We start from the raw sequence: 17,701 nt of genomic DNA, 5'->3' as shown, positions 1-17,701 counted from the left end.
AAGCACCAGGGTTTCACCTTAGCAAACTAACTAATAATCTCTTAATAGTCAAACTATTCCTTATCTAAAGGTGGCTCGATGAGGTATACGGTTGATCTGATATGGATGAAACCCGCGAAGCTTGGACTACATAAAAAGCGCAGCTTATAATTATACTACTGAACCGAGTGAGTTACGTCGATATACAGACTGCGTCTAACGTCTATGTTCAATCGGTTTCAGTCGCTCGTTCGTGATTATTTTGGCTTTTCCCAAAAAGAATCCAGAGGTTTCATCGTCCTTATTTTCCTGACGCTTCTTTGTCTGCTCATTCCATTTGTGTATCGGTACGTTGCCAGCCAGAAACCGACCGATACGTCGGCTACCGACCAGCGTAAACTCGACAGCCTCGTGGCCCTGATGCAGGCCGAAGAAGCCAAACAACCCCGCTTTAGTGACCGTTCTGATAAGGAAAAAACGACCGCTGAACGGTTTAGTGAGCCTAAGCTCTTCAATTTTGATCCAAACACCATCAGTGTGGCTGGCTGGCAGCAGTTAGGCTTACCGAAATGGATGGCCGAGCGGATTGAAAAGTACCGCAGCAAAGGCGGTCAGTTTCGCACAAAAGAAGATCTGCTTCGTATCTACGACTTCCCACCCGATCTCTACGAGCAGCTTGAGCCCTATATTACTCTCAAAGCATCTTCCCCATCGGGGCAGTTCGGCAAAGACCGCTTTGGAAATGCGAAATCCTATAACAACGAGCCGTATAAACCCACCGAACGACCAGCCTTTGCCGAACGTCCGGCCAAATTAGTGCTCCAACCGTTTGATATTAACACGGCCGATACCGCTCAATTGATTGCGCTGAAAGGCATTGGCTCTACCCTGGCGGGACGAATTGTTAAATTTCGAGATGCCCTGGGTGGCTTCGTTTCTACGGATCAATTTCGCGACATTTACGGACTGGATTCACTCGCGCTCAACGAATTACAGACATTCGGCAAGATCCAGTCTTCAGTCCGCAAAATTCCGATCAATACAGCCAGCGCCGACGACCTGGACCGTCACCCGTTTCTGTCACGTCGACAGGCGCAGATCATTGTTACGTACCGCGAACAGCACGGGGCTTACACCTCCGTTGAGTCATTGAAACCTATCCGGATTCTGGATGCCAAAACCATTGAGAAGATTGCGCCGTACCTGGAATTTTAACGTGAATTGAGCAACGTAACGGTAAATTGAGCAGATCGTATGCTTACGTTTGTTTACACAAAATCACGTAGTAGATTCAACCAGATGATACTTTCCGTACGCCAACTGCTACTTCTTTTCGGTCTCATTCCGTTTTGTTTTTCTCTAACAGGCACAGCGCAACCTATCCAGTGGCCGAATGGCGCAAAAGCTGCTATTTGTCTGACCTATGACGATGGCATGAGCAGTCAGCTTGAACAGGCCGTTCCTCTACTTACGTCGCTTAAGCTGCCAGGAACGTTCTTCCTGAATTCTGTCGCCACCAGCCAGATGGCCGACCAATGGCGGGAAGCCGCCCGACACGGACACGAACTGGCGAACCATACGTTGTTTCATCCCTGCCTGGGCGCCAAAGGTTGGAAACCCGCCTGGGCACTGGAGAATTACACATTTGATCGGATTCTGAAAGAAGTTCAGTCCATGAACACGCAGTTATACCTGCTGGACGGAAAATCGAACAAACGCACATTCGCCTTTCCGTGTACCGAAACAACAGCCGGTGGCGTCTCTTACGTCGATACGCTTCGTCAGTCGGGGCTGGTGAGTTATGGTCGTATGGGCGGATCGTCGACCGATGCGATCGTCACCAATTTCACTACCCTGGATTCCCTACTGGTACCCTCCTGGGCGGTGCAACCTACCAACACCGCCAATGACCTGATTACCTATGCGGAGAAAGCCGCACAGCAAGGAGGCTTAGGCATTTATATGTTTCATGGCGTTGGTAGCCAGTGGATTGCCGTGTCAGCTTCGGAACATAAAAAGCTTGTTGAGCATCTGGCCAAAAACAAAAAGACGTATTGGGTAACGACATTTGAGGAGGCCATGCGCTACGTTACTAAATGGCAAAAGAGTCATCCGTCAGCGAGCGTACGCAAATAGGGATTCTGGCGCGGGTGAACCGGATCGCCGTATCGACCCGCGCCAGAATCAATACTATCGTTTCGTCAGTAACACCACATTCTCGACATGATGCGTATGCGGAAACATGTCTACTGGCTGCACATTCGTCACAGAATAGCCTTCGTCTAAAATACCCAGATCACGGGCCTGCGTGGCCGTATTGCAACTTACATACACGATACGTTCGGGGGCCGCGCTGAGCAGCTGACGCGTTACGGCTTCGTCCATACCGGCGCGGGGTGGATCGGTAATGATCACCTCCGGGCGGCCGTGTTGATCGAAAAACCCATCGGTCAGTATGTCTTTCATATCGCCCGCCACAAAGGTCGTATTCGTGATGCCGTTGACCTCGGCATTGACACGGGCGTCTGCCACCGACGCTTCGACGTACTCCACCCCCACTACGTGCTGCGCCTGTCGAGCGACAAACAACGCAATGGTGCCCGTGCCGGTATAGAGATCATAGACCCGTTCGCGACCCGTTAGTCCGGCCCATTCGCGGGCAACCTTGTAGAGATTAAATGCCTGCTGGGCGTTGGTCTGGTAAAAGGATTTAGGCCCGATACGGAACGTAAGCTCCTCCATGCGTTCTTCGATGTACGGTTTACCCGCCCAATTTATGACCTCCTGATCCTGATAGCTATCGTTTTTCTTGGTATTAATGATGTAATTCAGCGACGTGATCTGCGGGAACGTAGCGTGTAAGTGGGTCATCAGCCCATTGAGCAGGTCGGGTTTGTCCTGCGCGACCTGCAACGTAACCATAACCTGCTGCGTAGTGTCAGCAGTGCGGATAATGAGCGTCCGTAGATAACCCGTGTGCACTTTCAGGTTATACAACGTCATGTCATGCTGAAAAACATACGCGTCAACGGCCAGCCGAATCGCGTTGGACGGATCGGGCTGGAGGTAACAATGATGGATGGGAAGCACCTTATCGAAACGGCCCGGCACATGAAAACCCACGGCTCTCGGGTCGATCAATTGATCCGAACTCACTTCCGACGCCGTTTTCCAGCGGCCTTCGGCGCAGGTAAATTCCAGCTTATTCCGGTAATACTGCGTTGGGTGCGCGGCCAGAATCGGCAGAATCGTCGGCAACGCGACTTTACCGATACGCGTCAGGTGATCGACCACCTGCTGGTGTTTAAAACCCAGTTGCTCGGCATACTGAATATGCTGCCATTTGCAGCCTCCGCAGGTGCCAAAGTGCTCGCAGAAAGGCTCAGCCCGCACCGGCGACCACTCATGAACACGTTCGGCAACGGCTTCTCGGTATTGCTTTTTGGTATTCGTAATGCGCAGATCCACTACGTCGCCGGGCGCGACCCCTGGTCCACCCGTAGGGTTTTCAACGAAAATAACGCCCTCTTCGGTACGCACAATGCACTTCCCCTCGGCGGCCACCGCATCGATTCGGACGCCTGCCAACCGTTCGGGTGTTTTATGAATCTTCCTACGCATATAGTCCTGAAAAACTGCTAATTTAAGCATCCGTTTTCGGACGGGCTCAATACCGAACCGTTTCTGTGTATGTTAAACTTGTACCGTACATCCTGGCTTTCCTTTATTTTGACCAGTTTTCTGCTGGTTATTAGCCACTTGTCCCAGGCGACTCACATTGTAGGGGGTGAGCTTGAACTTCGTTACCTGGGCACCCAGAGTGCCTATACGCACCGAATCAACCTTAATCTCTACTTCGACGATTACAATGGTGACGCTGGTGCCGACGACGGCCTCGTAACCGTTGGTATTTTTGCCAAGCGCACCAATCAGTTTATCGGCTACATACCCTTAAATCGACTCAGCAGCGAATACGTATCCTATACACGACCGGCCTGCGCCAATCCAACGCTGCGAACGCGGCTGATCCGACACAGTGTTGACCTGACGCTCGATCCGAACGTATTCAACGATGCGGGTGGTTATTATATGTCGTGGGAACGATGCTGCCGAAATGGGGCAATCGCGAACATCAACAACCCCGGATCAGCCGGTTCAACGTTCTATCTCGAATTTCCGGCCATCGCTAACGGCCAGACGCGGGTTAACAATTCCTCGCCGGTATTCGCCATCCCCAAAGGCGATTATGCCTGTATTGGTCAGCCATTTACCCTTGATTTCAGTGCAAAGGACGCCGACGGGGATAGCCTGACCTATACGCTGGTAACGCCTTATAATGGCTACAGTTCAATGGCCGTTCCGAATCCGGGCGCGCTCAATCGGCCAGTACCGCCCTCGTTTGCATCAGGGCCTTATCCACCTGTTCGGTGGATCAATGGCATTTCCGTCGCCAACGAAATTCCGGGAAGGGTTCCGTTGCGAGTAAATGCTGCGACAGGATTGCTTACGGTGACGCCCGATCGGGCCGGTCTGTTTGTGTTTTCGGTGGAAGTGGGCGAGTATCGAAATAAAAAATTGATTGGCCTCGTTCGGCGCGACTATCAGGTACTGGTTACGGATTGCCAAAACAACAATGCTCCCCAGCTCCTCTTTCGTCCGGCAGGTCAGAATTCGTTTTATAAAGAAGGAAACGTAGTGACCATTGCCGAGAAAGATACAAACTGCCTGAGTCTATACGTAACGGATATTAACCCTAACCAACGTATTACCATCACGAATATGAGTGGCTCCATACCCGGCCTGACCATCGCGCCCGGCGATTTGCAGACGCGTACCAGCCACGATACGCTGCAAGCCAGCTTCTGTTTCGGTCGATGCGTTGGCGATGGTAAACCCTTCACCCTGATGATTCGGGCTACAGACGATGGTTGTCCGCAGGGGCTTACCGATACGCTCAGCATCCAGTTAAATATCATCCCTTCGGCCAACAACAAACCCAAAGCCAGCACCGACTTACTTAATAATCTGGCGAAAGTGACAGTAGGATCATCGTTGACGTTCAACGCCTTTGGCACCGATATGGACAACGATAATGTAACGATCCAGGCCGTTGGGCGCGGCTTTGCACTTGCGCAGGCAGGCATGAGTTTTACGTCGGGTGCGGGCGTAGGGAAAGTATCCGGGCCGTTCGTCTGGAAACCCACGTGCACGCAGGCTACACGAACGTCCTATTTAGTTGATTTTATTGTAACCGACACCCGCTGCAACCGCAATCTGCGTGATACGGTTACGGTCAATCTGGCGGCTATCGGCATACCCAGTCAACCACCCACGATTAAAACAACCCTGGCTCAGCCAGTAGTCGAGTTGACCGTTAGCCCCAGCGACTCGACGGGTCATACTACGTTCGATGTGCTGGGCAATGACCCCGACCGAGATACGCTTCGCTTGACGGGGGTCGGGCGCGGTTTCGATGTAAAGGCGGCCGGGATGGAATTCAACAGCAAAACGGGTTTGCCAACCCTTGCGTCGTTGTTTAACTGGAAGCCAACCTGCGAGTTGATGGCCGGACGAACCGACGCTACGTTCGTTGTCGATTTCGTGGTGGATGACCGCTCCTGCCAGCCCAAACATACCGACACAACCACCGTTACTTTCCACGTTAAAAACCCGGAGGTAAACAACGAAATTAAGGTACCGAATGTGTTTACGCCCAACGGAGACGGCCTGAATGATTATTTCGCGGTGAAAGACATGCCCGAAAATTCATGCGCAGAACAGTTTAAATCGGTGGAGATTACGAACCGATGGGGCCAGCCGATCTACAAATCAACCGACCCGAATTTCCGCTGGTATGGCAACAACTCACCCGCAGGCACCTACTATTACCTCATTTTAACCACCAGTCGAACGTTTAAAGGACCGGTAACGATAATGAGGTGATAATATAAGGCGTGGAGGACGTAAGGCGTAGCACGCCTTCTTTCCTATCTTTGTGGCTCCATTATGAAAGATAAAATAGTACTTATTACCGGTGCTTCGTCGGGCATTGGCCGGGCATTGGCTTTTTCGTTCGGGCGCGAGGGAGCCAGCATTGTTATCTGTGCCCGCAAAGCTGAAGCACTTCAAACTGTCAGTGACGAACTACGTCAGGCTGGTATTAATGTCCTCTCCCTGACGGCCGATGTCAGCGTTGAGCAGGACGTCAAACTACTTATCGACCAGACCATTGCTCACTTTGGCCGACTCGACATCCTGATTAATAATGCCGGCATTTCCATGCGCTCCATGCTGGTCGACACCGATCCAGCTGTCATCCAGAAAGTGATGGACATTAACTTCATGGGAACGGTTTATGCAACACGTTACGCTCTGCCCTACATTCAGCAGGCGAAAGGATCGATTGTTGGTATTTCGTCCATTGCGGGCTACCGGGGCTTACCCGTTCGAAGCGGCTATTCAGCCTCTAAATTCGCGATGAACGGTTTCCTGGAAGCCGTGCGGACGGAGTTGCTGCACACGGGTGTTCACGTATTGACAGCCTGTCCGGGGTTCACGGCCTCCAATATCCGCGTTTCGGCACTCGATGCACATGGCCAGGCAAAAGGCGAAACCATGCGCGATGAATCTTCAATGATGAGTGCCGAAAAATGCGCCGACCACATTCTAAAAGCGGTGAAAAGTCGCAGGCGCGAACTCATCCTAACCGGTCAGGGGAAATTTACTGTCTTTCTCAACAAATGGCTACCGGGCCTCATGGATAAACTGGTTTACAATACGTTAGCCAAAGAAAAAGATTCACCACTGAAGAGTCGATAGTTGTTAGTCGTCAACGTCAGTTACTAACGACTATTGACTGATCACTGACGACTAAATAATCCACACATTATCCCGCCGGATGAAGTAAAGTTCGTTGTGCCAGAGCACACGGAGGTAGATGTCTTTGGTACCCAGAATATTGACCTTATGCCCTCGTCCAATAACATCGACTACGGGCGCAGCGGCCGATGGATCGGTACGTAGCAACACGCGATCATGGCTCGTAATACCTGACTGTACCCCTTCGGGCAGATTCGTAAAAACTAGTAATAGAAACAAATACACAAATACGATCCACTTCTGCCGTCCCGGCACTTCCTCCTTTCGAAGCCGCTTGATCAGCAGTACGCTGAACACATACAGGGCCGGAATCAGCAGAAAAATCAGGAAATAGATGCCGTATTTACGATAGAAAAGGTAGAAGTAATTGAGATCATCCGTTTCATACCCACTGAGATTGTTGGCACGGGCAATGTCATTCATTCGACGTAGCACGGCATCGTCGGGATGGCGCTCGAAATAAACATCCAGGTAGTAGAGCAACCGTGCCACATCGCTTTGCCGTTCGTAGGCACTGGCTAATTTCAATAACATCGGATCAGTGGCGGTATGTCCCTCGGCCAGGGCCATTTCATACAGGCGCGTTGCATTTACCTGATCGCCAGCAGCAAACAACGAATCGGCCCGCCGAAGAGAGTCGGTTGACACGATCTGGCCCAGCGCGTTGAGCGACAGAAAACAAAAAAATAGGCTTTTTTTGAGACGAATGGCTTGCAACGAATGAAATAAGGCCATAGTTTTGCACCACAAATAAGAACACCCCCTAAATGCCCCCTGTTCAGATAGGGAAAACTGTTTAGAGGATCTGGTAGCTCAGCTGGTAGAGCAATACACTTTTAATGTATGGGTCCTGGGTTCGAATCCCAGCCGGATCACTTAAGTATAAAAGAAACGGGAAGAGGGGGAAGAAAAGGAGAATGGATAAACCCACTTGCTCTTTTCTTCCCCCTCTTCCCGTTTCTTTTATTTAAAACGGCAAGTCGTTACTTTCTTCGTCGAAGGCGGAGTTAAACGATGCAGCAACCGGCTGGCTTTGTTGAGCCGGACGAGCCTGTTGTGCGGGGGCAGACCGGGGAGCGGGGGCAGAACCACCGTCACCTTCGGCTAATTCAATACGGAAAGCGCGAAGTTCGGTATACCAGCGTTCGTTGTATTCACGCGACTCAGCACTGAACGTAGCTTTAAGTGTATCACCATCTGCAAACTGTTTCAGATCAGCTACTTTGTCGCCCCAGGCGGTCAGACATACTTTTTTAGGATATGAAGCATCGAGTGTTTCAAGAACAAACTCCTGCTTACTCCAGGGACCTTTTTGGCTTTGTCCCGATACTTCGGGTAGAACTTTTATGAGTTTTCCGACTAATTCCAGTGCCATACTGCTTGGACTTTTAAACGTGATTTAGAAGGATAAATGTACGAAATTCTGTCCATTTTTGGGGTATTTCAGCGTAAAAAAGCAAAACTTTCCCGGCTTGGTTTGGACAAATATGGTAGGATTCCTATCTTTGCACCCGCTATTACAAATTGGCCATGTGGTGAAATTGGTAGACACGCCATCTTGAGGGGGTGGTGCTGCAAGGCTTGGGAGTTCGAATCTCCCCATGGTCACCCTTAAAAACGTCTAAATTGGGCCAATTTAGACGTTTTTTTGTTTTCGTGCCGCTGTAATGGCAACTATATGGCAGCGACTTCTGATGAGTAAGCATGGGTTGAATCGCTCTAAAACACCCAAACCCTACCCCTACAAAGAGCCATTTTTATCTAAGCCAGCGGATAATGATTTGACAAAACAGTGGGTTGTCGATTATAGTATTTAATTGGAGCAACGAGAGAAACTGGTTCGTAAACGTGTCGTAATCAGTGGCCCGGCCATTGAGGCCAGAAAGCGAGATACTGACAACGTAATAGCTATCCTAACGAAGGAATTAAAAGATAGCGCCTACATCGATCCGCTTGGCCAGCCAGAACCGTCTACATCACCGATCGATCTAAAAAAAGAGATAACGTGTAGTGAAGCCATTGATTACTATCTTGATACCGTTAGCCGTTCTTTATCGAAAGGCTCCAGGCGAACGTACAAAACATGCGGCAATGCCTTTCAAAATTAGTTTAAGGATAAGAAGCTGACGATAATGAAGCTTCGGCTTTTCGCCCCAAGTTTATAATTACACGGACTATCTGAGCCGTGAGCGTAAAATAGAAAATCGGAATTTCAATCAGCAGCGCGGTTGGCTAGTCTCTTATTTTGAGTTCTTCCGGAATGCAAAGTCATCTTAGTTTTCCCGGTTTTAGAAGCTGAAGTAGGCAAGAAAAAAGTTACCTCAGGTCATCGTATATCCTTTCGTCCTGATCAGATCGCCCAAATTGCCGATTATTTTAAGCAAAATCGAGACGATCAGTTTTGGCTATTTTTAGACTGTATCTATGTTATTATAAGTACTTACTGGAAATTAGTTTAGATTATTGTAACTTCGTTCTATGGGACGAGTGAATACACCAGCACTGACTGAAGTCAACAAAACTGAGTTGGAACAGCGGTTTCGCTCAGCCAAAAGCCATGCGTTGCGAATGCGCTGCCAACTGGTACTCTTAAAGGCCGAAGGTCGCCCTTCCAAAGAAGTGGCTGGTATCGTCAAGATGGGCGAAATGAGCGTCAACAATTGGCTTAACCGCTACAAGGCTGAGGGCATTGAGGGTTTGGTAACCAAGCCTGGACGGGGACGTAAGACGATCATCTTTAGCCAAGCTGAGCAGGATAGCGCCCTGGAGTTGATCAAAGCCAATCGACAGCGCTTACTAACCGCGAAAGCCGAATGGGAAGCCTGCCAGGGCAAGCCTATTGGCCGCGACGCCTTCCGGCGCTTTTTAAAAGGGCTGGTGGACGATACAAACGTATTCGCAAGCGAGTGAAAGCACAGCCTTCGGCTGACTTGTACCAGGATCGGCTGGCGCGGTTGGCGGTGCTGGAAGAGTTGGCTCAGCAAGTATAACTCTCATTTATGTTGGTGGGCCGATTGATAGAGTGACACTTTTCGCTTATCTTTGTGACATACTTCACCTTATCAGCCATGGCCTTACCTATTGCTTCCTCTACAGCCTTAACCGACCGACAGTCGCCTTTCGGCTTAGTCAGTTCCTCACGCCAGGGCGTACTACGCGCTCAGGTTGACGAAATTGCGGCTCTGGTGGGCCTGACCGATAAAGAGATGGCCTTCGCCCTCAACATGACACCCCGTAACCTACACCGCTTGAAGCAGGATCAACGCTTTGGGGTCGATGCCTCCGAGCGGCTCTTACTCTTGAGGAACTTATTGCTACACGCCTTGGACACTTTTGAGGGACGACACACAACGGTATTGCAGTGGATGCGAACACCAATCCGGGAACTAGCTAACCAGGCTCCGCTACAACTGCTGGATACGGTCACTGGCTTCGGATTAGTCGATGATGTGCTGGGGCGCTTAGACTACGGGTTGCCAGCCTAGCTACGTTGCTCACCAGATGATTAAAGTTTATCGCATTATCCGGGATAAGTACCGCCATGAGCCCTTATCCATCGAAGGAAGTCGGCTGTTTGGTGGCCGTTGGAATCCTAAAGGAATCGGCGTGTTATACGCCACTTCGACGCCGGAATTAGGCTTGGTAGAAACCTTAGCTCATGCTCCCGGCGTGCGCTACGAGGAGTTGCCCACCTATTGGGTGTTCACCCTGGAGATTCCGGATGAAATTCGCTATTACCAACGGCAGGAGCTACCTGCTTATTGGCAGGATGAAACCTACGAGCGCACCCAGAGTTGGTTACAGGACTGGTTAGGTACACCAGACCAGTTAGGCGTTGCCCTTCCTTCGGTCTTAGTACCGCTTTCGTACAACATCATTCTGCACCCCAAACATCCAAGTTTTACGCAGATTAAGGTGGTCAGTCAGGAGATTCAGCCCGTTGACCGTCGCTTATGGCGGATGGGGTAACCAGTAAAATCTTCCTGTTGCTAACTGGTATTTTGAATAACCGTATAATACGGATTAGCATTAATAGAAATCAAGGATTAGTCTGATATTTCAAAAGATTCATTCTCTTAAAAATGCTCCTTCCTGAGATCCGTTGTCGTTAGTGACAGCTAGATTAGGGACATACTTACAAAGGGGTATGATTTCCATCGCTATTCGGGAGATTGGCCTACTAAGCCTGTTTTTCATACTGATTCACAGCTGTCGGGCTAGGAACGACAACCCACATAGAGAAAATTCGCAATTGCCAAACCTGTAAAAGTCTGTTAGGCCAGGCTTATGCGCCGATAAATAATAATACCTCCGCTCAGCCGGTTCTTTACGGTACTATTGCAGCTTAGCCGCCTAATCGGTTTAGATATGAAAATCCATATACTTACCGCTACCCTGCTTCTGCTTACCTTACCTGCCTGTGCGCAGGTAGGTATTGGCACGGCCACCCCCGCTCCATCGGCGCAGCTTGATGTGGTCTCTACCAATAAAGGGTTACTGACTCCTAGGGTAACCAGCACCACCGCCGTAACAGCACCCGTTGAGGGTTTACTGGTCTATCAGACCGGTGGAACCGCTGGGTTCTATTACTACACCGGAGCTGCCTGGGTACAACTAGCGCCTAAACCAACCAATGCCCTGGGTCAGTCCATCGCCTTTATTCAAACGGCCAGGGCTTCCAATACGACTAGCTATATTACCACCCTATCGTACGCATCGCCTTCTCAAAACGATATCATACTGGTGACCCACAACTATAATCCTCCTAGTGCTGCTAGTGCGTATCTAAACAAAGCCGTGGGCGTGTATTGGACTGGATCTGGCTGGACTATTTACAATGAAGATTTATCTGCGATTGTCAATACGTCGTTTAATGTACTGGTTATAAAAATTTGATTCACTGACCCGGGTAGCCGCTTCCATCCAGTAATCGCCCGATTTTGGCTAGAAGCCAGGCCCGATGGTGGATCGACCACCTCAACTTTAATCAAACACTCAAACCTATACGATCCTAAGGGATGATGTGTTAGCACGCTTAGGCGATTTTTAAAAATTGGTCCTGTTGGCCAGCTTTATTAGCATGGCTCTCGCCTGGATGCGGTGAGGCAATGGTTGGTTGGCAGACTTGGTATACCGAATCCCTATGGAGTGGTGGCTGTTTGACTGGTCGATTACGGTTCGTTTAATTGCTTTGTGGAGAGTCAGCACACAAACTAGTAACGCTGCTTTGGTCAACGCGCTTAAATCACTGCGTAATGAATAAAGGAAAAATTGTATGCAACTTCCTGAGTTTGACAGATGGTAAAAAATAAAAGTCTCGCAAAATCGCTTTTTAAACGCTACACTCGCCAAGCCATCACTCGGTTTCGAAGCTGTTTGGCCAAGATCAATTCTAATCCAAGATCAAGACACAGTTTAAATATCTCTTCCAGGAAGGAAGAACGATCACGGCTCCCAACCGTGGTGAAATATTTTTTTACGACAGGTACTATAGCCTCGACAAAATCATCATTATAGTAGTGATCATTTTTTAAGGCCACCAGCTCATTGATAAATGCTTCTGGCAAATCGGCTCCATAGGTGAAGTATTTTAGGTATTTCAGGGCTGTCCCTTCGCCAAAAATCGCGGGGCCACTGATGCCCCTTAGCTCAAATCGCTCCAATCTCGAGGTTCTGGGATCGCTCAAATGGTAGGCTAGCTCAGTAAAATACTTCAACCGCACTTCAGGAATCGCCCCTCTTTCGAGTAAGGATTCGGCCAGCATTTCGCTGCATTCAAGCATCCCCATCCGCTCTTCAAAATCTTCATCGAGGCTAACCTCGAAATTGCCTAAGCGTTTGGCCCATGCTGTTTCCTGTGCGTTTAGTTTTACGCTCTGCATATTTATGGGATGATCGGTCGGCTCAATTTCGCTAATTCAGGGAATATTTAAATTGGTCTAGCCCATCCACACCAATAATTTTTACCAAACATTTGGATGTTGGAGGATAAAAATCAGTAATTCAGGCACAAACGGAAAATCAGGCGCAAACGAAAAAGCAGCAGGATAACAATTTGATAACGATGATATCGGTGACCAATGGAATATGGGGAGTCTAGTTTATTGAGTAGCGTGTCTCAAAGCCTATGCTGACCCATTGGATTAACGAGCTAATGAATTTACTGGCCGGTAATAGTCGCTATGTCCGTTACGGTCGTTTGACGCAATTCATTTTTGTGCTGCTCGCGCTTATTTTTTTGACAATCCCTATTGTACTGATGCTGGTTATTTGACCCAATTAGCCACCTTTTTGGCTCTAACTAATCTCGGGTAGGTATTCGCATTTTACAAACGTACGACCAATTTGACTTGCTATTTTTTACTGGACGCGGTTCCCGGGACAGAAAAGCTAAGAAACATCGTCTGGAAAAAGATAGTACAATCAGAGAAAACTCAAACCTTGTGTCTGTATAATTATCTCAAAAAAGGCTCCCCGAAATGAGATGTTGAATCGTGGTCATAAAGTCAAGTGATGGATTCAGTACAAAACGGCAAACGTACCCAGTTGTGCGCCTGATCCCGCAAAACATACCCTCTAAACGATCGGTTAGGCTCCTGATCCGTTACCTGCTTCTTATGACCGCTACTAACCCATTTCAACGCTACGACGAAACCGACGACCGGCAATTTTACCGGCAGCCGCGCCTGGTCAACCACATTGACGAGGCTGCCCTCCGGGCCACCATCAACTTATATGCTGAGTATTTGCCCACTGGGGGCAACATTCTCGATCTAATGAGCAGTTGGGTAAGCCATCTGCCAACCAACATCCCATACGGACGAGTGGCCGGACTGGGCATGAATGAGGTCGAGTTAAAGGTCAACCCACAACTCACCGAGTACGTGGTACAGAACCTGAACCAACTACCCAGGCTCTGCTACGGCGACAATACCTTCGACGGTGGCATGGTCACGGTGTCGGTGCAGTACCTGACGCAGCCGGTGCTGGTTTACCAGGAGATGGCGCGCGTGCTGCGGCCCGGCAGTCCGTTCCTGACCGTGTTCTCCAATCGCCTGTTTGCGACCAAGGCCGTTGCCATTTGGCAATCGCTCGATGACCAGGGCCATCAGCAGTTGGTGCGTTGGTATTATGAGCAAACGGGCCTGTTCGGCCACATAAAGGTCTTGGATCGTAGCCCGGGTGGGGGGCGTGATCCGCTGTTTGCGGTGGTCGGCTGGGTTAAAAATGAGACGGACTCAACAGCTGACTCATACGGTATTGGTTCGATAAGCCATTAAGGGGGAGTGCCCCCATTCATACGAGATGGTCCACCAACAATAATTTATACAGCTGGTCCATGTGTTACGAGGTCAAGTAAAGAAAACGCTCCTTACTGAGACGTAGAGAGATTTGCGTACTCGTAATTCGGGCAATTGATGAGGCACCCTACGCTATGATTTGTCCTGAAATCATCCGATTGTGCAAGCACCATTGAATGCTCAGGACAAGTCACTTGGTGACGAGCTTACTCCTCGGCTGTTCCCGTAAACAACTGCACTAACTGCTCTGAAGCAGTTGGGCTGTGCATCCAGGCCACCGTCTCTATCGCTTCGCGGGCCTCGGCGGAACCACGAGCCAGCATTCGCTTTTCGTATGCTTCAATTGCCGATTGCGTATCTAGATACGTGGAGCTGGTTAAGCATTCGCTTAAATCCAGCGCATCCAGCATGGCCAGGTTTACCCCTTCACCGGTGGGGGGAGCTAGGTGAGCCGCATCGCCCAGCACCGTAATACTCGAGTGAGCCGCCCAGCGTTGATCGAACGGCACACAGTATTGCGGACGGATGAGAAAAGGGTTGCCTACATGGTCAAATAATTCGAACCAGATGCGACTCCAGTCCGAAAACTCCTGCTCAAACCAGGCCGACCGTTGGCTTGAGTCCGAAAAATTGATCCCATTCTGTTTGACCCAGTTTTCCGGCAGTTTCAGACTCACGTAAAAATCAATACTGCCATCGCCTTTCGCTGATACGTGCATGTATTTCTCGTCCGCATGCACGTAAATCTTTCCTCCTTTCAGCAACCCATATAGGGTCGGTGCCGTTACGGCGGCATCGTCTACATTCCCCTGCAAAATGGTCGAGCCCGCGTAAAAAGGGATCAGCGGGGTAAGCGCCGACCGAACTTTAGAGTTGGCCCCATCGGCTCCGATCACCAAATCGGCATAGGTGCTTGTGCCATTTTTAAACGCTAATTGCCAACCCTCACCTACCGGTGACAAGCTTACCAACTGAGCGTCCCAGACCACCGTATCGGCATGCAGCGAATCCATCAAAAGATTCCGCAAATCCGCCCGGTCAATCTCGGGCCGGAACAATTCCTGATCAAAGTCTTTCGTCTCGGGGCGGTCATGTTCATCATAGAGGATATTTGCCTGCTTATCCAGCACGCGGCCTAAGTCAGCCCCAGGCCGGTAGGTTTGTTTAAACTGATCCATCAGCCCGGCGGCTTGAATCGCTTTAAGACCCGATTCAAAATGCAGGTCAAGCGTAGCGCCCTGTACCCGGACCGAGCGATTAGCATCTCGTTCATATACGGTTACGCTTACTCCTTTTTGTTGAAGCAAACGGGCGAGTGTGAGTCCACCGGGACCACCGCCAATAATAGCTACTCGTTTAGTATCTACTAACATACTTTCTGTTTTTCTTAAATCATTCTTTACGCTCACAAAATTGACCCTACCTTTAGGGTTAAAATAGCCCTAATCAATAGATTAATAGTCATAAATGAAAATAGCAATCACTGATGACGGGGCAGGCATTGCGCTGAAATTTGCCCGGGCCATTGGCGCCACCATCCGGGGGCGTTTTATCGACATCCCCGAAACCAAGGGAGGAGGTTATATTACGGGTTTCTCCTGGGGTAGTGATCTGCGAATGATGATTCGCTATTATCATCTGAAGGACGATATTATTATCGAACGAACCAATGAGTTAATTGACGGGCAGGATGAGGTGGTCTTCCAACTGAGCGGCATTTTTCCCTTGCCTACGCAGGCCGAAAAACAGCTATCAACCGAGCAAGCTACGGTGTTGATCTGTAAGCATGCCCTTTCATCCATTATGGCAATGCCTTCCGATACAGCCTTTGGCAGTGTGACGATTGCGGTTTCCAAGCCGTATCTGCGTCAGCTTTTTGGCCAAATTGATCATCCCATAGTCGCCAGTGTGTTGGAAGCTGGCGATACATTTATCATGGAAACCGGCATTTCTTCGCAGATTATCAATGCCGCTAGTGATATGCTACACTCACCCGTTGCGCAAAGCCTGGAAAGCCACTTTTACAAATTGAAATGTGAAGAGTTGCTCTGTTATACGTTTAGTTTGTTGATGCAACGCGAAGCCCTTCCCCTGAGTCGGATGCACATAGAGGATATCAAAGCGATTTATGCCGTTAAGTACCATCTACAAAATCATTTAAGCGAACCACCCCATATCGCGGCCTTAGCCTGGGAAGCAGGCATGAGTGAACCCAAACTACGAAAGTTGTTCAAGCAAACGTTTGGGAAAGGGGTTTTCGCGTATTATCAATCGGCCCGCATGCAGGAAGCGGCCCGGTTGCTGAATGAAAACGGCTTAACCGTCTCGGAAGTAGGTTATCAACTAGGCTTTACAAACTTAAGCCACTTTTCCCGCGTGTTTGAGCAACATCTGGGTATGAAGCCAAAGAAATATTCGGTACTGTAAGCGGATGGGCCGAACAGCCTATAAGTAGCACTTTCGTCCTTTAAGGGCTATCTGTTTAAAAATAATTTATTCTTAAATAACCCTGATTTTACTACCTACCAAATACGTTAGTATTTAACCGTGTGTCGAACTGAGTGACGAATTAAGTTGGAGTCAAACGTTTGCAGTTATGCGTTCGACTCCGACTAAGCCAATAAAACTTGTAGTATGATTGCGTTATTATTGGTTGCTCGTCTTCTCGTTGTCGTAGGGATGTACTACGCGCTACGGAAAGGTCGTAAGGACTGGTCTCTGTTGCTGGGTGCTCTCATGTTTTTACTGACATTTATTGATTACAGTTTGGATAGGAATTGGTTTTAGGCAGCCCTTCAGATTGGCGTGATGTTGGTGTTTCTTTACAGATGGTTAGTATATAGAAAATCAAACTAAGCCAACGCTCACGTTTACGGACTGCTACAGATTTCGGTCCCTAAGTAGTTGGTTGTACTTGACAAAAATGTTGCCTATTCAACTGTCTTATAAAAAGGCTCCAACTTGAGACTAGGTGATCTTCAAATAGATGCTGTGTAAAGGGGGCGTTTAGGGTGATTGATTAATTTCCTCTATTTTCCCACAGCAAACATGAACTTGGTGACACATGCGGTTTGGAATGATCCTTTTCCTACTATGTATAGGGGGGCCTTGCTTGGCCCAAACTCAACAAAGCGTCAGTTTTACCAACAATAACCAGCTATTAGCTGGCACGCTCACGATGCCTCCAGGAAAGGGCGTTCATCCGGCAGTACTTATTGTCTTGGGTAGTGGCTCTAGCAATCGAGATGGGGAGATAGAGGGGCTTAAGCCCTTCTAAGCATTGACGGCCGAACTGGTCAAAAAGGGATTTGCTGTGTTAAGGTATGATAATCGATCTAAAGGGCGATCACCAGGAAAGCCAATCGAAGAGTCTACTACGACAGAATTGGCTTCAGATGCGCAAGCGGCTTTTAGATTCTTGAAGGGTCATAAAGAGATAGATACCCGACGAATTGGAGTAATCGGGCATAGTGAAGGAGCGACTATTGCCGCTATTGCTGCTTCAAGGATTCCGAAAATCAGATGTTTACTCGCTCTTAATG

16 protein-coding genes and 2 tRNA genes are annotated in these 17,701 nt (G+C 49.1%); 13 read left to right on the top strand and 5 right to left on the bottom strand.

All coding sequences use genetic code 11. The features are described from left to right. The first annotated feature begins 204 nt into the window (after positions 1 to 204). Both ACYVEA_RS26600 and ACYVEA_RS26595 read left to right on the top strand, forming a co-directional pair. Positions 205 to 1,194 (top strand): helix-hairpin-helix domain-containing protein, encoded by a 990-nt coding sequence (locus ACYVEA_RS26600; protein WP_461116465.1) that lies wholly within the window; start codon positions 205 to 207, stop codon positions 1,192 to 1,194. Between the two features lie 84 nt (positions 1,195 to 1,278). After that, complete coding sequence (locus ACYVEA_RS26595; RefSeq protein WP_461116464.1) at positions 1,279 to 2,115, top strand: polysaccharide deacetylase family protein; 837 nt, start codon at positions 1,279 to 1,281, stop codon at positions 2,113 to 2,115. Positions 2,116 to 2,169: 54 nt separating this feature from the next. On the opposite strand, the gene rlmD is transcribed toward ACYVEA_RS26595, so the two are convergent. Then, positions 2,170 to 3,600 (bottom strand): 23S rRNA (uracil(1939)-C(5))-methyltransferase RlmD, encoded by a 1,431-nt coding sequence (gene rlmD, locus ACYVEA_RS26590; RefSeq protein ID WP_461116643.1) that lies wholly within the window; start codon positions 3,598 to 3,600, stop codon positions 2,170 to 2,172. Positions 3,601 to 3,669: 69 nt separating this feature from the next. Here rlmD and ACYVEA_RS26585 point away from each other — a divergent pair, with 69 nt between their 5' ends. Together ACYVEA_RS26585 and ACYVEA_RS26580 are read left to right on the top strand one after the other, a co-directional pair. Beyond that, the gene (locus ACYVEA_RS26585) at positions 3,670 to 5,922 is read left to right on the top strand and encodes a T9SS type B sorting domain-containing protein (RefSeq protein WP_461116463.1); all 2,253 of its coding nucleotides are present in this window, start codon (positions 3,670 to 3,672) and stop codon (positions 5,920 to 5,922) included. Between the two features lie 63 nt (positions 5,923 to 5,985). Further along, complete coding sequence (locus ACYVEA_RS26580; protein WP_461116462.1) at positions 5,986 to 6,798, top strand: SDR family oxidoreductase; 813 nt, start codon at positions 5,986 to 5,988, stop codon at positions 6,796 to 6,798. Positions 6,799 to 6,849: 51 nt separating this feature from the next. Here the strand turns inward: ACYVEA_RS26580 and ACYVEA_RS26575 are convergent, their stop codons facing one another. Continuing rightward, positions 6,850 to 7,593: a hypothetical protein gene (locus ACYVEA_RS26575; protein WP_461116461.1), complete on the bottom strand. Its 744-nt coding sequence runs from the start codon at positions 7,591 to 7,593 to the stop codon at positions 6,850 to 6,852. 67 nt (positions 7,594 to 7,660) lie between these two features. On the opposite strand from ACYVEA_RS26575, the gene ACYVEA_RS26570 reads away from it, so the two are divergent. Beyond that, positions 7,661 to 7,733 (top strand) — tRNA-Lys (locus ACYVEA_RS26570). Between the two features lie 92 nt (positions 7,734 to 7,825). Here ACYVEA_RS26570 and ACYVEA_RS26565 read toward each other — a convergent pair. Beyond that, positions 7,826 to 8,233 carry a DUF3127 domain-containing protein gene (locus ACYVEA_RS26565; RefSeq protein ID WP_461116460.1) on the bottom strand — a complete coding sequence of 136 codons (408 nt, stop codon included), beginning with the start codon at positions 8,231 to 8,233 and terminating at the stop codon, positions 7,826 to 7,828. A gap of 151 nt (positions 8,234 to 8,384) precedes the next feature. Here ACYVEA_RS26565 and ACYVEA_RS26560 point away from each other — a divergent pair. From ACYVEA_RS26560 to ACYVEA_RS26540, 5 genes are all read left to right on the top strand, one after another. Beyond that, positions 8,385 to 8,466, top strand: a tRNA-Leu gene (locus ACYVEA_RS26560). An 870-nt stretch (positions 8,467 to 9,336) separates the two neighbouring features. Continuing rightward, positions 9,337 to 9,768 (top strand): helix-turn-helix domain-containing protein, encoded by a 432-nt coding sequence (locus tag ACYVEA_RS26555; protein WP_461116459.1) that lies wholly within the window; start codon positions 9,337 to 9,339, stop codon positions 9,766 to 9,768. A 158-nt stretch (positions 9,769 to 9,926) separates the two neighbouring features. Further along, a complete protein-coding gene (locus tag ACYVEA_RS26550; protein WP_461116458.1) occupies positions 9,927 to 10,343 on the top strand; it encodes an antitoxin Xre/MbcA/ParS toxin-binding domain-containing protein in 417 nt (138 codons plus the stop codon). Positions 10,344 to 10,359: 16 nt separating this feature from the next. Continuing rightward, positions 10,360 to 10,827: an RES family NAD+ phosphorylase gene (locus ACYVEA_RS26545; protein WP_461116457.1), complete on the top strand. Its 468-nt coding sequence runs from the start codon at positions 10,360 to 10,362 to the stop codon at positions 10,825 to 10,827. Positions 10,828 to 11,226: 399 nt separating this feature from the next. Beyond that, on the top strand, positions 11,227 to 11,754 hold the full coding sequence (locus ACYVEA_RS26540) for a DUF7452 domain-containing protein (RefSeq protein ID WP_461116456.1): 528 nt from the start codon (positions 11,227 to 11,229) through the stop codon (positions 11,752 to 11,754). Positions 11,755 to 12,197: 443 nt separating this feature from the next. On the opposite strand, the gene ACYVEA_RS26535 is transcribed toward ACYVEA_RS26540, so the two are convergent. Further along, entirely contained in the window at positions 12,198 to 12,740 is a 543-nt protein-coding gene (locus ACYVEA_RS26535) for a hypothetical protein (protein WP_461116455.1), read from the bottom strand. Positions 12,741 to 13,475: 735 nt separating this feature from the next. Between ACYVEA_RS26535 and ACYVEA_RS26530 the strand changes: the two genes are divergently transcribed. Continuing rightward, positions 13,476 to 14,138, top strand: coding sequence for a class I SAM-dependent methyltransferase (locus tag ACYVEA_RS26530; RefSeq protein ID WP_461116454.1), 663 nt, complete (start codon positions 13,476 to 13,478; stop codon positions 14,136 to 14,138). A gap of 227 nt (positions 14,139 to 14,365) precedes the next feature. Here ACYVEA_RS26530 and ACYVEA_RS26525 read toward each other — a convergent pair whose 3' ends face one another. Then, on the bottom strand, positions 14,366 to 15,532 hold the full coding sequence (locus ACYVEA_RS26525) for an FAD-dependent oxidoreductase (protein ID WP_461116453.1): 1,167 nt from the start codon (positions 15,530 to 15,532) through the stop codon (positions 14,366 to 14,368). Between the two features lie 94 nt (positions 15,533 to 15,626). On the opposite strand from ACYVEA_RS26525, the gene ACYVEA_RS26520 reads away from it, so the two are divergent. Both ACYVEA_RS26520 and ACYVEA_RS26515 read left to right on the top strand, forming a co-directional pair. Next, the gene (locus ACYVEA_RS26520) at positions 15,627 to 16,586 is read left to right on the top strand and encodes a helix-turn-helix transcriptional regulator (protein ID WP_461116452.1); all 960 of its coding nucleotides are present in this window, start codon (positions 15,627 to 15,629) and stop codon (positions 16,584 to 16,586) included. Between the two features lie 853 nt (positions 16,587 to 17,439). Then, a partial coding sequence (locus ACYVEA_RS26515; RefSeq protein ID WP_461116451.1) for an alpha/beta hydrolase occupies positions 17,440 to 17,701 on the top strand: 262 nt, incomplete at its 3' end.

The sequence above is a fragment of the Spirosoma jeollabukense genome, assembly GCF_054777855.1.
This window is presented reverse-complemented; position numbering and strand designations above follow the sequence as displayed.